The following is a 13,879-nucleotide window of genomic DNA, read 5'->3' as shown; positions in this document are numbered from 1 at the left end:
TTGAGCTTTAAAGATAAAACAGTTACAGACTATAAGTCATATATACGGAATAAAACATACATTGGGGTTTTTTTAGTTATAGCTCTAGTTATAGCAGTGATATGTTCAATTAAAGTAGGTGCTGCAAATTTGTCTGTATATGACATAATCAATGCTTTAATTAACAGGCAGGCAGACGGAGCTTTGATCATCTGGAACATCCGTATTCCAAGGATTCTGGCGGCTATAATTGCAGGCTGCTGCATGGGTATTGAAGGATGTATAATGCAAAATGTACTTCGGAACCCTTTAGCCAGCCCTTATACCATGGGAATTACACAGGGCGCGGCTTTTGGGGCGGCATTTGCAATTATAGTTTTGGGAGCAGGGACTTTAAACAGCGTGCAGGCGGATGCGGTTATTATAAACAACCCTTATCTCACAGTTTTTGCAGCATTTGCAGGGGCAATGATCGGCGTCAGCATAATCCTGTTAATAGCCAGGACTAGAGGTATAACACCTGAGGCAATGATACTTGCAGGGGTAGCGATGAGTTCATTATTTATTGCAGGAATACAGTTTTTACAGTACTTTGCATCTGACACTCAGGTTGCAGCCACTGTATTCTGGACATTTGGTGATGTTGGAAAGGCAATGTGGAACGATGTCTGGCTCATGTTTATACTTCTGGTACCGGCTTTGATATATTTCATGTATCATGCATGGGATTACAACAGCCTTGAAAGCGGAGAAGAGACTGCAAAAGGATTAGGGGTCAATACAGAGCGTATAAGGCTGCATGGAATGCTGATCTCTTCATTTACATCAGCGGTAGTGGTGGCATTTCTGGGAGTTATAGGTTTTGTAAGTTTAATAGCCCCTCATATCATGAGGAGAGTTATAGGAAATGACCACAGGTTTTTAATCCCTGCATCAGCTATTCTCGGTGCTTTAATACTGTTAGTATCGGATACAATTGCAAGGGCGGTATTGTCACCTATTATACTGCCGGTGGGTATTATAACGTCCTTTTTAGGGGCACCTCTGTTCTTTTATCTAATAATAAAAATGGGGCGATAAAATGGTTCTTTCAGTTGATAAAATCGAATTTTCTTATGGAAATGCAGCAGTACTTAAAGATGTGAACTTTAAGGTTAAAAAAGGAGATTTTGTTTCAATACTGGGAGTTAACGGGTCTGGAAAATCTACATTAATGAAATGCATAAACCGGATTTTGAAGTTTAAAGATGGCATGATCTTCGTTGAAGATAGAGATATAAAGAAAATGAAAGACATCGAAATTGCAAGAAAAATTGGTTATGTACCTCAAAGTTCAGAAACAGGGTTTGTCACAGTTTTTGACGCAGTTTTGCTTGGTAGAAAGCCTTACATAAAATGGGATGTTTCCAAGAATGACATAGAATTAACAGAGAAAATACTGAAGGTCATGAACCTCGAAGAATACGCACTCAGGTACATAAATGAACTGAGCGGTGGAGAACTGCAGAAAGTTGTTATAGCACGTGCATTAGTTCAGGAACCTCAGATTTTACTTTTAGATGAGCCTACCAGTGACCTTGACTTAAAAAATCAGTTAGAAGTGATGAGGATTATAAGGGAAGTATCAGATACCCACAATATCGCTTCAATTGTGGTTATGCATGATATAAACCTTGCCTTAAGATATTCTGATAAATTTATAATATTAAAAGAGGGGCAGGTGTTCACTACTGGGGGAAAAGAAGTTATAACCCCCGAAATTATAAAAGAAACTTATGGGGTCGATGTACATGTTAAAAACTTTGAAGGTGTTCCAATGATCATCCCAAAATCTCAATGAGCTAATTATTTTGTATGTATGAAAATTAGCGTTTCTTTGAATACAGATGGAAACTCTTTTTCATTTATTTTCAATTTAAATTACAATAAATTTATAATGAATGAAGTTATAAGCTATAATGTACCATTTTTATTTTGATCATAATTTGAAAATTATTTAAATGGGCCTGTAGTCTAGCCAGGAATATGACGTGGGACTTCGGATCCCAAGGTCGGGGGTTCAAATCCCCCCAGGTCCGCTAAACTTTTTCCTCGAAAAAGTTTAAACAAAAAATCCTCGCTTCGCTGCGGAAATCTAAAATCAAAGCGAATTCTAATTTTAATCGCATATTTAATTCAATAAATTTTAATTTTGATTCATTAACTTAATTCACTGAAGATTTCAAAATAAATTGGATCTGCCTCGCTATCGCTCGGATAAAAGAAATCATTTGGTTATGCTAATTATTAATCAAATTTTTAAACTCACTTTTCAACCTGCGAAATTATTAAATGTTACACAATCAATAATTATTACTACTCCTGGTTTATCTGTATGTGAAAATAGTGTAAACTAATCTTTAATCATGTAATAAAGAAGAATTTGAGTTTATAAACAACTGAGTAACATATAAACGATTATAATTTTATTTTTTTATTAAATATGCTTTAATCAGTTGTTATTTTTAAAATAGACTTTAGAGGTGATAGAATTAGTTTTGTTGAAGTTGCTAAGATGGATGAATTACCTGAAGGAAGTATGAAACATGTTGAGAAAGGAGATACTGAAATTCTTTTAGCAAATGTTGACGGAAAAATTTATGCTGTAAGCGACAGGTGCGGCCACATGAATGCAAGGCTTTCTATGGGGCGTCTCCAGGGAACCACTGTTATATGCCCGTTGCATGCTTCTCAATTTGACGTTACCACTGGAAAGAATATTAAAGAACCAGTTCTTACATCCATTCCTGGAGAGGAAAAAGTTCCTGCACTCAAGAAATATTCAGAACGCTTAGAAAAAATTATTGCACCGGTAAAAACTTATGACTTACCCACTTTTAATGTTAAAGTTGAGGGTGAAAGTATATTGGTTAATATTAAGTGATTATACAAGTATTTAGGGTTTTAAAATTTTAAATTACTAAATTGTTTAAAAATCGCAAGTCTAATAAGTCATATCAGACATAATAATATAATGTCAAGTTATACATTAGAATTCCATTGATTTTTCATTCTACAAGTGTTCCATTAAGTTTATAAAATAACTGAATACCCTTGAATCAGTAAGATATTAGCTGATACATTATTTTTAAGATGCAAATTGTTATTTTTTAAGATGCAAATTGTTATTTGGTAAAAGTAGGAGATAAAAATGTCAGATGAAATACCTGGAAAAGCAAAAAGCTTCTGGATAGATAGTACTCCTGAAACAGGCTTTTCCAAATTGGAAACTGGGCTTAAAGTAGATGTTGCGGTACTTGGTGGAGGTATAGCCGGCCTTACAACTGCAATAATGCTTAAAGAAGTGGGTAAATCAGTTGCAGTGATTGAAGCGAGGCGTATAGTGGAAGATATAACTGCCACTACTACTGCAAAGATCAGTGCACACGCATTTTTTTACAGTACAATGATGGATAATTTAGGCAAAGAAAAGACCCAAATGTTTGCTGAAGCTAATTTAAAAGCTGTAGAATCTGTTTCTAATTTAGTATCTAAATATGGTATAGATTGTGATTTCCACAGGACTCCCTGTTATATTTACACTGAAGCTGGAGAGGAGGCAGGTATATATAAATCTGAAGCAGAAGTAGCACCTGGACTTGGACTTCCAGTATCATATGTTGAAGATATTTCTTTTGCGCCTAATGCCAAAGCAGGAGTGGTTTACCAGAATCAGGCAGAATTTCATCCCCGTAAGTATCTTCTTGGTCTGTCTGAAGAAATAACATGCGAAGGAAGCTACATATTTGAAAATACAAGAGTTCTTAAGATAAAAGAAGGGACTCCTTATGAAATTGAAACTAATAATGGCTCCATTAAAGCAGATAATGTTGTAGTGGCCACTCATTTCCCAATATATGATCCAGATAATCTTTACACTCAGTTAAAAATAACAAGATCATATATAATGGCATATTATGCTAGAAAAACATTACCTGATGGGATGTACGTATGTCTCAACCCGTTTCACACATATCGATCAATTCCAACTGATAGGGGTAATATGATCATGATTGCAGGCGAACACCAAATTGTTGGGACTCCTATTGATACCAGAAAGTGTTATAATCGGTTAGAAGAATATGCTGAGGATAATTGGGAAATTGAATCGATTGAATATCACTGGTCTAATCAGGATAATGCCGCTCCTGACGGACTGCCTATCATTGGAGAAACTTCTAAGTCTGGAGTTTATGTTGCAACTGCTTTTGGAGGTTGGGGAATGACTCACGCTACGACTGCGGCTTATTTAATTACAGATCTTATAACTGGCAAAGAAAATCCTTTAGTGGAGTTATTTGATCCATTACGATTTAAAAATTCAAAACCAATTGTATCTTCTGATGATGGAAAATTAGAAATCGCCCGGAAGTTCCAGGGAAATGAAATAGCATGGCCATCAAACATGGAAGTCCCTGATTTATCCAGGGATGAAGCTCGTGTGATAAGCAAAGGGAAAGAGAAATTTTCGGTATATCTTGATGAAAAAGGGCATATGCATCGTTTACAGGCAGTTTGTAACCATAGGGGGTGCACGCTAGTTTGGAACACCGCAGAAAAAACATGGGACTGCCCATGTCACGGGTCCCGTTATAATTACTATGGACAGGTTATACATGGCCCGGCACTGGTAGACCTTAAAAAATATCCGGAAAATAGATAAATTAAGTTATTTTAAAAGAATTTTTCATTTTAAGCAGTGTTTTTTAATCCATGTTCTTAATTTTATATAACTCTGCACAGTTCAGATGCACGATAGGTTTAATTGATAATTTACAAAAATAAACAATACTTAATTTAAGGCATAACATTTTTAAAATAAATATCTGGAAAAGTCTATTTCTTAAATTCCTCTTTAAACTGATTATAAGCTGTTTTGAAACCGGTTAGTCGTTCTCTAAATAATTTTTCCTCTTCAAGAAGCTTTTCTTCAGGTAATTCTGGGCTCATATATTTGTCAATGCCTATTCTCATGATATTTTTAGGGATCTCGTAGTTTATTTCATATTCAAAATTAGAAGTGAAATTAATATCTATGTATTTCGCCATTTTACTGCTTAAATGGGAGTATTCTTCTTTGCTAATTTCTGCATCTTCCATTTTTACTTGCCGACATATAGAACCGGAAATTCTATCTATCACCGTTTCATCACTGACTGTTTCTAACATTAAAATCACCAGTTCATAATTGGTTTTTGTAACAGATAAACTTTGATAAAAACTATTTTTGTTATGGAAATGGGTAAATATTCAACTGTTAAAGGTGATTTAATTGTCAATATGTATTTACAGTAATGTTTAATAAAACGGCTCTGTAGAAGACTCTAGAAAAAATTAAATTTTTTTTTATTTGGATATGGATTATATTAAATCTAACAGATATTTCCACAAATTTCAGAATTTTTACAAAGCTAAAAAACAGTTGATTACAAATTAACTTTAAAAACGATTATGTTGTCTTACCCATTTACCTGAAATCTTTTTTGCCTCTGAAGATAAGTTCATTATAAAATAGTTTTTAAATTACAACTTAATTACAGCGGCTTTTTATCAATTTATACTGGAAAATAAACAGTATATTTAATACTAGTTTGATATGTGTATCTATTTGATAATTTTGGATGTTATCATCATTTACAATATATTAAAGCTTTAAATTATTCTTTATCAGGACATAGGAGCGTGGATTATGGATTTGGATTATAATAGATCATATGAAAAATCAATTACATAATACAAACCAGAAATACTTCTTCAACTTGAAATATTTAAAATTGAAATATTTTTTAAAGGAGGTTTGTTATGGCATTGAATTTAGGAGATCTCCAAATACACAGCCCTGCTTTTGACCCTCTGGAGCGTATTCCAGAATGTTATGTATATGATGCGGATAATATTTCTCCTCCAGTGGAGTGGAGCGGTGCTCCACCTGATACGAAAGAATTTGCATTAATTTGCCATGATCCCGATGCTCCACTTCCTTATGGATTTACCCATTGGGTTGTATATGGTATACCTGCAGATATCACAGGCATTGCTGAAGGTGAAGGAAAAAAGGCTTTTACAGAAGGCACCACTGGATATGGAGAACAGGGGTGGGGAGGTCCAGCTCCGCCTCCAGGACACGGGCCCCATCATTATTACTTCTGGTTATATGCTCTTGACAAGGTTCTTAACTTAAAACCGGGATTAACTCGTGAACAGCTGTTAGATGCTATCGCTGACCATGTCACTGTACAGGCTCGTCTCGTTGGAATTTACGAGTTATAACTGTGTTTATTAAAGGGGATAAAATGAAGGAAGAACTTCCTCAAGGATTTGTGGCAAGTAACGTCCAAGTGGTTGGATACAGTGATCTAGATGGGAGACCCGCCTTTAAAATGTCAATACGTGAACATGATGGGAGGTGGTATCTTTATACTGGGCATTTCTGGCATTCTGGATGGAGTATTATAGATGTTACAGATCCAACAGAGCCTAAATTGGCTAAGTTCATTTCCGGTCCAGAAAATACTTTTACTCTTCAAATGGAAGTATCAGATAACATAATGATCACTGCACTGGAGAAGATATTTCCGAACTTTGGAGGAAATCCCAATGAGCCCTTTGATGAAGGCGTGCTCATATGGGATATCAGTGATCCTGTTAATCCAAGAAAATTAGGGCAATTTCGCACCGGAGGAACTGGTACCCATCGGAATTTTTATTCGGGAGGTAGTTATGTACATTTAGCGGCAGGAATGCCGGGATATGATGGAAACATTTATGTGATCATTAATATCAACGATCCAGCCCAACCAGTCGAAGATGGAAGGTGGTGGGCGCCGGGACAGCATACAGCGAGTGGAGAAAAGCCACATAATCCTTATATATCATTGCACGGGCCCCCATATGTAGTGGATAACCGGGCATACTTACCTTATGGATCGGAGGGCATGATTATACTTGATATCAGTGACGTATCTAAACCTGTGGAAGTAAGCCGTTTGAGTTTTAGTCCACCATTCCACTTGCAGTTCGGCATGCACAGCGTGCTTCCTTTACCTGAAAAAGGGCTTGCATATGTTAATTCGGAGGACACGTCATATGGTAAAGGGCCGTTACATCATGCCTCAATTGTGGATATTTCAGACTCATCAAATCCTATGCTGCTGTCATTGTTCCCTGAGCCAATTCCACCTGAAAATGCACTATATCACGATTTTTTCCAAAAAGGAGGGTGGTCAGGCCCGCATAATATTAATATATTGCAGCACAACAAGGATGTGGAAAAACAGGGTAAATTATTTTATATTGCCCATTTCAATGCTGGTTTGAGGGTCTATAATGTCAAAGATCCACGTTTGCCAGTTGAGGTTGGATATTTTATGCCTCCTGAGCCAAGAAAACGTTATGGTCCAATGCCTGAGGGGGAACTGGTTACACAAACTGAAGATGTACTGGTTGACAGGCGGGGCTTTATTTATATTACAGATAAAAATCAGGGGCTGTGGATTTTAAAATATGAAAAATAAGTTAAAATGTAAAGAAAGGATTGGTAAAGGTTTAGCTAGTATTCTTCCTCAAAATTGTCAGTAATTAGCCATTCTTCCTCCAAGGCGATGGCTTCTTTAAATGATCTTGGGACAAGTGCCTTATAAAGTGGATTGTTAAACAGCATTTTAATATTCCTGTCTAAAATATAAGTTGCACAGAAATCGTCTTCTGCTCTCATTCCTCGCCCATAAGCTTGAATAAGAGTCATAATGGTCTTATAAGCATACCATTTGGGGTCATGTTTCTTCCTGCTGTTTACCTGTTTATCTCCAAGGTAAGGGAATGGTATTTTATAAATCACCTGAAACTGACATTTTTCGTAGGGGAGGTCTACACCTTCACTCATTGACGGGCTTACAAGCACCATTGGTTTATCTGTTTTTTCGAACTGCTGCAGTTTCATTTCTCTATTTATGTAAGTGTGGCCCATTAACCGTGGATCTTTTAGATTAGCCATTATATATTTTTGACATTTATAATTATGTGTGTGAATCAACCCTTTTTCATGTTTGTGATGATCCATGATCCTTTTAAGGATTGGAAGTGTTTTAGGTGCGGTAAATTTAATTGATCTCTGGGACATGTTCCCAACGGGTTTTATATAAACCGGCCGTCCTGATGCTGGAAAATTACTTTTGATTTTAAGGGGATAAGCCTCTTTATAGTCAATTCCAAGCCATTTGCAGAATAAACGATGATCCAGGATAGTTGCACTCATAAAAAGACAGATATCTGCATGTTTAAACAGCATATTCTGTGCATATACATCAATTTTCAATGGTTTAAATGACACTCCGCCAGGGGTAGGGTCTATAACCCAGTTTTCAGCGTGCTCTTCTAAATTAGTCAGGAGTTCGCGCAGTCTAAACCGAGTACTAACTATTCTATCGCCCTTATTTTTGGGAAGTTTTTTAGTGTTGATCTCTTTGTAGGCATCATGGAGAATTTCAACGAAAAGTATCCACTCTTCGGGGTCTTCGAAATTCAGCATTTGTGGAGGTATCGTTTTTTTAATATCTTTTTCAAGACTTTGATTTAGTAAATTAACCTCTAACCTGCGCATGAGCTTATCTTCGATGTTGTGGGCTTCATCAAGCACCATGAAATTCCTTTTTGGAAAGTGCCTCACGTAATTGAGCTCAAGAAGTGCATAATCATAATTCATCAGGGTTATGTCGCTGTTTGCGGCATCTGCTTTCTGCTGCCAGTAGCTGCATTTGTCCAGGGATTTGAAGTAATATGGAAATCCTCCTGCATCTTCAAATGCAAAATGAGCTTCATCACCCTCAGTTTTGGTTACACCAAAGTCACAGGAAAATTTCTGTGATCTGGGGGTTGTCTGACACATTCCATTATCACAGCTTATCTCTAAATCTCCAGACTTGCATGAGAAGTTTCCTCTTCCTTTAACTAAAGGATAGCTGAATTCATTTGCGTACTGACTTTGGAGCTGTTTTGTCATGGTGAGGATATAAGCAGGTTCATACATCCTTGCAAGCGTTGTTGCTATCGCTGATTTTCCAGTTCCAGTCCCTGCTTCAAGGATTATATATTTGTATCCTTCCTCGATTGCACTGTCAATTTTTGATATTATCTCCAGCTGTCCTTCCCTTGGTTCTTCAAATGGAAAATTATTTAGTATTCTATTTTTTACACTGGGATTTTCCATTTTAAGACTAGCTATGTGATCTCTTGGAATTCCTGTTGATTTGTTTTCCTTTAATTTCTTTGTAGAGCAAATGCATCGCTGTTTTATCATCTTACATTCGCTGCAAAAAAAGCCATTATCCATAATCATTTATATTCTAATAATGTTATAAATAGGTAAGTTCCATATATTATCTATTTAAATAAGTCAATAATACAATTTAATCTTATTTTAAAGCTAATAATTAAGATTTAAAGATATTAAAGATTATATTTGAGGTAAATTCATGAAAAAAGGCAAATTCATAGGTATAGGTGTGGGGCCTGGAGACCCTGATCTTTTAACAGTAAAAGCCGTAAAGGCACTGAATAAAGTCAATGTAATATGTGCACCTAAATCTTCAAAATCAAAGCCAAGTGTGGCATTATCAATTATAAATCCGGTTTTAAATGATCGTGAAAGCAAGTATGAAACTTTGGAACCTCTTTTTCCCATGATTGAAGACAAAAATGAGCTTCAAAAGTATTGGGCCGATGCTGCACATGTTATAATTGAGAAATTGAATAAAGGACTGGATGTTGCATTTATAACATTAGGGGACCCTTCTGTTTACAGTACATTCTCTTACGTGTTCAAGATAATTGAAGGCATGGACTTTGAAACAATGATAATTCCAGGCATAACCTCATTTACAGGGTGTGCGGCAAGTGCAAAAATGCAGCTTGCAGAAAAAGATGAGATCATTGTTATAGTGCCGAAGGTAGATGAAAGGTTATCCCAGATTATGGCATGTGGGGATACATTTGTTATAATGAAAACATCAAGGCACTCTGATATGCTTGAAGACATTATAAATCAGGATAAGAGGGATAAAGAAATAATATCTGTTCAAAACTGCAGCATGAAGGATGAAAAGATATTTAATGGATTTGTAGAGGATAAGAAGTATTTATCCACTACCATTGTTAAATTTAAAAATAATAAGAAGTAGTGTATGTTTTCACTATTTTACGATGTTAAACTTTTATAATCGGGATTTCCAAGTTCCTTTTCTTTTATTACAAAACAGCAGTAGTCATCGCCTTTAGCGTAGCATTTGACTTCATCAGCGTTAACTTCATGGCCGAAGTGTTTTGAAAAAATTGCTTCCAATATTCCTGAATCAAATGCACATGCAGATCTTCCAATCTGGGGTAAATCTTCACATTCAAAGCAGTCGTAGGCATTTATAACTATAGGCTCAGTACTTTCAATTTTAACTCGCCCTAATTTATTTCCTTCCCAGAATTCTGCAATGTTTTTAATGAATTCTTCTGTATCTGATGATTCTAGATCATTGTAAACTGTTTCCCCAACTTTTATGCCTGCTTGGTGCAGTAAAGGATCTATATTTATGCCCTCTTTTAATAGAGCAACCCTGATGGTTCTAAACATGAGCCTGAAGAATTCAAATGGATCTTTGTAATTGGAAACTCCTGCAAAGTAATGTTCTGCACCTTCTTCAAGTTCTTTTATAGAAGATACATCTCCTAAGTGGCGTGATTTGATATAAAATATTTTTCTCCGTCGATCTTCTGGATCTGGCCTGTAATCAATTATTCCATCGTCTACCAGGGCTTGAAGGTGCTCTGAAACTGTGGATTTGGATTTGCCTGTGTTTTCCACGATGCGGTCAAAGCTCATTTCATTTTTCTCAAGTAAAGACAATATTTGAGCTTTCATGGGGCTTTTAATGACATTTATTCCTTTCTCAGTTGAGAATAGTTTCACGCCCGTGTTCTTCTGTTTCTTCTGATTTTTTTTAGCCATTACCAATCACGTTTAGAGAATATGATTTTCATCATATATAACTAGTTCGGGTATATCAATACGTTCGGAAAAAACCAAACAGAAAAACTTATATAGAATTAGTTCGCATAGTACCATACAGTCAGAATAAAACCAAACTAAAATATTAAAACGGAGGACAAAAATATGAAAGCAGAGTCAATGAAAATTAAGGAAGGAGTATACTGGGTTGGAGTATTAGACTGGGATTTAAGAACATATCATGGTTACACACTTGATGGAACCAGTTATAATGCTTACATGGTTTTTGGGGAAGATAAAACAGCTTTAATAGATAATTCTTACCCTGGAACATTTCCAGAATTAATAGCACGTGTTGAAGACGCCTGCAAGAAGGAAGGTAGAGAATTTAAAGTTGATGTGATTGTACAGAACCACGTTGAAAAAGACCACAGTGGAGTCTTAACAGAACTGCACAAAAAATTCCCGGAAGCACCTGTATACTGTACTGAAATTGCAGTTGAAGGGCTTAAAAAACATTTCCCAGGTGTTTCAGACGTTAATTTCGTTACAGTAGGAACTGGTGACGCTCTGGATTTAGGAGGAAAGACTCTTGCTTTCTTAGATGCATTTTTATTACACTGGCCTGACAGCATGTTTACACTGTACGCAGAAGAAGGTATTTTATTCCCTAATGATGCATTTGGACAGCACTTATGCTTCCCACAGCTTTATGATAATGAAATACCAGATTACGTGCTTATGGATGCCACTAAAAAATTTTATGCCAATTTAATCACCCCAATATCAAAACTGGTACTTAAAAAATTCCAGGAAGTCACTGATTTAGGCCTTCTTGAACAAATCAAGATGATTGCCCCTGCACACGGGCAGATATGGACCGATCCAATGAAAGTAATAGGTGCATACAGCGATTGGGCCACTGGAAAATGCGAAGATAAAATAACCATTATATATGACACCATGCACTATTCAACCCAGCAGATGGCCCATGCAATAGCAAATGGAGCTATGAGTGAAGGAGTAGATGTAAAAGTATATTACCTCCACGAAGATGAAAGGAGCGAAATTGTGAAAGATATTCTTGACAGTAAAGCGATAGCTCTGGGAGCCCCAACAATTTACGATGAACCGTTCCCAAGTGTAGGAGATTTAATATTTTACCTCCGCGGCCTTAAGTTCAACAGAACAGGTAGAGAACGCCTTGCTGTGACCTTTGGATCAATGGGTGGTGAAGGCGGAGCACCTAAAAAATTAGCTGAAGAGCTTAAAAACTGTGGATTCGATGTAAAAGATCAATACGAAATATATTACGTACCTGATGCAGATGAACTGGAAAAATGCTTCCAGACAGGTAAAAAACTTGCTCAGGAGATAAAAGGGCTTTAATAAATTGGAATAGAGGAGATTAAAATGGAAATAATAAACGAACACGAAATTGGAATTTGTAAAAACACAGATATAGAAGAAGCAGTTCAGGCCAATTTTAACGGAGAATGCCAGGAAGTAGGAATGTACCTGGCTATGGCCCGCCAGGCACAAAGAGACGGCCTTCCAGAAGTAGGCGAAGTCTTGACAAGAATTGCACTGGATGAAGCTAACCACGCTTCCCATTTTGCAGAACTTGGTGGAATTATTAAGCCTTCCCTCAAAGAAAACATTGAAATGATGTTAAATGGTGAAACAATGGCTAACAATGAAAAGAAAGCCGCAGCTAAAAAAGCTAAAGAGTGTGATATTGACCCGGCTCATGATTTCTTTGATGAAAGCTCAAGGGATGAAGGCCGCCATGCTAAAATGCTAGAGGGAATTTTAGAAAGATATTTTAAATAAACTATGTGCTTCAGTTTATCATCAATTCCCTCATGCCAAAATTGGGAGAGATTCTTAAAGATCACCTATTTCTCTCCCTTATTTAATTGAATTAACTTTGTGGAGAGATACTGTACGATAATTAACCTACCACCCTTCATCTAAGTTCTCTCCGCTGCTTAATTCATTGAGAGATTAAATCAAGAGCATATTGCATAGACTTAATCTCTATCACATAATTAAAGTTATGGAGAGATGTTAATGAGGACAATACCGCCTCCGTTCCTTGTTGCTCAAAATTCTATGAATTTTGAGGGCCCAGAAAATCTTTTAAATCGAAATTTTGAAAGATTTTCGAGGGTTTATATCTCTCCTTACACAATTTCAAATTCATGAGAGAAATAATAAATGAGACTACCGCTTCTGTCTTATTCTCTCATTCCCTCCTTATTCGGGTGATATAAATGTATAAATGTGATGTATGCAGTTATATTTACGATCCAGCTAATGGAGATCCTGAAAATGGAATTGAAACAGGGACTGATTTAGAGGATCTTCCATCAGATTGGGTTTGCCCTGTATGCGGCATAGAAAAAAATTATTTTTACCCTCTGGAAAATAAAAAACTAAATTATCATGAAAATGGCCGAATTATGTCTTTAATAAGCAGTATATTCATTCAAGAATTAAAGAAATAATGGCTCCACGGAAATTTCAAAACCTGATTTTTTTATAATTCACTAAAAATTACTTGTTTTTTTTAATATTGGGGAATTTTCTTAACTATTTTAAATAGCTGCAAAAACATAGTTTTTGCAAGCTTTGTTTTTTTTCAATATAACATGTTAATGAAGTATAAACCATGCACATAATAATGGACAGGAGCGTTAAATAAAATTTATTTGACTATATACATCATTAAATTTCCTTTGATCTGCTTTTAATATTCCTATATCTTCTTAAATCATATTTATAGGGTTAATTATCAAAAATGAACTTTAAATAATTGAATTTAAAAAGATGGCTGAAGTGGTGGGTTGACTATATTAAGTTGAA

At 35.9% G+C, this 13,879-nt stretch carries 14 protein-coding genes and 1 tRNA gene; 12 read left to right on the top strand and 3 right to left on the bottom strand.

What is annotated here, in order from left to right; translation table 11 throughout:
- From AAGU07_RS08745 to AAGU07_RS08725, 5 genes are all read left to right on the top strand, one after another.
- Entirely contained in the window at positions 1-1,059 is a 1,059-nt protein-coding gene (locus AAGU07_RS08745; protein ID WP_342458721.1) for an iron ABC transporter permease, read from the top strand.
- A 1-nt stretch (position 1,060) separates the two neighbouring features.
- Positions 1,061-1,819, top strand: a complete 759-nt coding sequence (locus AAGU07_RS08740) for an ABC transporter ATP-binding protein (protein WP_342458720.1) — start codon at positions 1,061-1,063, stop codon at positions 1,817-1,819.
- A gap of 162 nt (positions 1,820-1,981) precedes the next feature.
- A tRNA-Arg gene (locus tag AAGU07_RS08735) sits at positions 1,982-2,057 on the top strand.
- Between the two features lie 422 nt (positions 2,058-2,479).
- Positions 2,480-2,902 carry a Rieske 2Fe-2S domain-containing protein gene (locus AAGU07_RS08730; protein WP_342459364.1) on the top strand — a complete coding sequence of 141 codons (423 nt, stop codon included), beginning with the start codon at positions 2,480-2,482 and terminating at the stop codon, positions 2,900-2,902.
- A 267-nt stretch (positions 2,903-3,169) separates the two neighbouring features.
- Positions 3,170-4,681, top strand: a complete 1,512-nt coding sequence (locus AAGU07_RS08725; protein WP_342458719.1) for an FAD-dependent oxidoreductase — start codon at positions 3,170-3,172, stop codon at positions 4,679-4,681.
- 173 nt (positions 4,682-4,854) lie between these two features.
- On the opposite strand, the gene AAGU07_RS08720 is transcribed toward AAGU07_RS08725, so the two are convergent.
- Complete coding sequence (locus AAGU07_RS08720; protein ID WP_342458718.1) at positions 4,855-5,187, bottom strand: hypothetical protein; 333 nt, start codon at positions 5,185-5,187, stop codon at positions 4,855-4,857.
- 633 nt (positions 5,188-5,820) lie between these two features.
- Between AAGU07_RS08720 and AAGU07_RS08715 the strand changes: the two genes are divergently transcribed.
- Both AAGU07_RS08715 and AAGU07_RS08710 read left to right on the top strand, forming a co-directional pair.
- On the top strand, positions 5,821-6,288 hold the full coding sequence (locus AAGU07_RS08715; RefSeq protein ID WP_342458717.1) for a YbhB/YbcL family Raf kinase inhibitor-like protein: 468 nt from the start codon (positions 5,821-5,823) through the stop codon (positions 6,286-6,288).
- Between the two features lie 23 nt (positions 6,289-6,311).
- Entirely contained in the window at positions 6,312-7,532 is a 1,221-nt protein-coding gene (locus AAGU07_RS08710) for a hypothetical protein (protein WP_342458716.1), read from the top strand.
- 35 nt (positions 7,533-7,567) lie between these two features.
- Here the strand turns inward: AAGU07_RS08710 and AAGU07_RS08705 are convergent, their stop codons facing one another.
- The gene (locus tag AAGU07_RS08705) at positions 7,568-9,346 is read right to left on the bottom strand and encodes an ATP-dependent DNA helicase (protein ID WP_342459363.1); all 1,779 of its coding nucleotides are present in this window, start codon (positions 9,344-9,346) and stop codon (positions 7,568-7,570) included.
- 142 nt (positions 9,347-9,488) lie between these two features.
- On the opposite strand from AAGU07_RS08705, the gene cobI reads away from it, so the two are divergent.
- A complete protein-coding gene (gene cobI, locus AAGU07_RS08700) occupies positions 9,489-10,193 on the top strand; it encodes a precorrin-2 C(20)-methyltransferase (RefSeq protein ID WP_342458715.1) in 705 nt (234 codons plus the stop codon).
- Between the two features lie 17 nt (positions 10,194-10,210).
- Here cobI and AAGU07_RS08695 read toward each other — a convergent pair whose 3' ends face one another.
- Positions 10,211-11,011, bottom strand: a complete 801-nt coding sequence (locus tag AAGU07_RS08695; protein WP_342458714.1) for a V4R domain-containing protein — start codon at positions 11,009-11,011, stop codon at positions 10,211-10,213.
- Between the two features lie 165 nt (positions 11,012-11,176).
- Here AAGU07_RS08695 and AAGU07_RS08690 point away from each other — a divergent pair, with 165 nt between their 5' ends.
- The 4 genes from AAGU07_RS08690 to AAGU07_RS08675 all read left to right on the top strand — a co-directional run bounded on the left by AAGU07_RS08690 (position 11,177) and on the right by AAGU07_RS08675 (position 13,521).
- On the top strand, positions 11,177-12,400 hold the full coding sequence (locus tag AAGU07_RS08690; protein ID WP_342458713.1) for an FprA family A-type flavoprotein: 1,224 nt from the start codon (positions 11,177-11,179) through the stop codon (positions 12,398-12,400).
- A gap of 24 nt (positions 12,401-12,424) precedes the next feature.
- The gene (locus AAGU07_RS08685; protein ID WP_084689138.1) at positions 12,425-12,844 is read left to right on the top strand and encodes a ferritin family protein; all 420 of its coding nucleotides are present in this window, start codon (positions 12,425-12,427) and stop codon (positions 12,842-12,844) included.
- A gap of 240 nt (positions 12,845-13,084) precedes the next feature.
- The gene (locus AAGU07_RS08680; protein ID WP_342458712.1) at positions 13,085-13,219 is read left to right on the top strand and encodes a hypothetical protein; all 135 of its coding nucleotides are present in this window, start codon (positions 13,085-13,087) and stop codon (positions 13,217-13,219) included.
- Between the two features lie 68 nt (positions 13,220-13,287).
- Positions 13,288-13,521 carry a rubredoxin gene (locus AAGU07_RS08675; protein WP_342458711.1) on the top strand — a complete coding sequence of 78 codons (234 nt, stop codon included), beginning with the start codon at positions 13,288-13,290 and terminating at the stop codon, positions 13,519-13,521.
- Positions 13,522-13,879: the final 358 nt, after the last annotated feature.

The sequence above is a fragment of the Methanobacterium sp. genome (assembly GCF_038562635.1).
Lineage (GTDB): Archaea > Methanobacteriota > Methanobacteria > Methanobacteriales > Methanobacteriaceae > Methanobacterium_D.
This window is presented reverse-complemented; position numbering and strand designations above follow the sequence as displayed.

Bases quoted from the DNA above. Each gene is read 5' to 3' on its own strand.
- AAGU07_RS08740 (WP_342458720.1), top strand. From the start codon at position 1,061: ATGGTTCTTTCAGTTGATAAAATCGAATTTTCTTATGGAAATGCAGCA.
- AAGU07_RS08725 (WP_342458719.1), top strand. From the start codon at position 3,170: ATGTCAGATGAAATACCTGGAAAAGCAAAAAGCTTCTGGATAGATAGT.
- AAGU07_RS08720 (WP_342458718.1), bottom strand. From the start codon at position 5,187: ATGTTAGAAACAGTCAGTGATGAAACGGTGATAGATAGAATTTCCGGT.
- AAGU07_RS08715 (WP_342458717.1), top strand. From the start codon at position 5,821: ATGGCATTGAATTTAGGAGATCTCCAAATACACAGCCCTGCTTTTGAC.
- AAGU07_RS08710 (WP_342458716.1), top strand. From the start codon at position 6,312: ATGAAGGAAGAACTTCCTCAAGGATTTGTGGCAAGTAACGTCCAAGTG.
- AAGU07_RS08705 (WP_342459363.1), bottom strand. From the start codon at position 9,346: ATGGATAATGGCTTTTTTTGCAGCGAATGTAAGATGATAAAACAGCGA.
- cobI (WP_342458715.1), top strand. From the start codon at position 9,489: ATGAAAAAAGGCAAATTCATAGGTATAGGTGTGGGGCCTGGAGACCCT.
- AAGU07_RS08695 (WP_342458714.1), bottom strand. From the start codon at position 11,011: ATGGCTAAAAAAAATCAGAAGAAACAGAAGAACACGGGCGTGAAACTA.
- AAGU07_RS08690 (WP_342458713.1), top strand. From the start codon at position 11,177: ATGAAAGCAGAGTCAATGAAAATTAAGGAAGGAGTATACTGGGTTGGA.
- AAGU07_RS08685 (WP_084689138.1), top strand. From the start codon at position 12,425: ATGGAAATAATAAACGAACACGAAATTGGAATTTGTAAAAACACAGAT.
- AAGU07_RS08680 (WP_342458712.1), top strand. From the start codon at position 13,085: ATGAGGACAATACCGCCTCCGTTCCTTGTTGCTCAAAATTCTATGAAT.
- AAGU07_RS08675 (WP_342458711.1), top strand. From the start codon at position 13,288: ATGTATAAATGTGATGTATGCAGTTATATTTACGATCCAGCTAATGGA.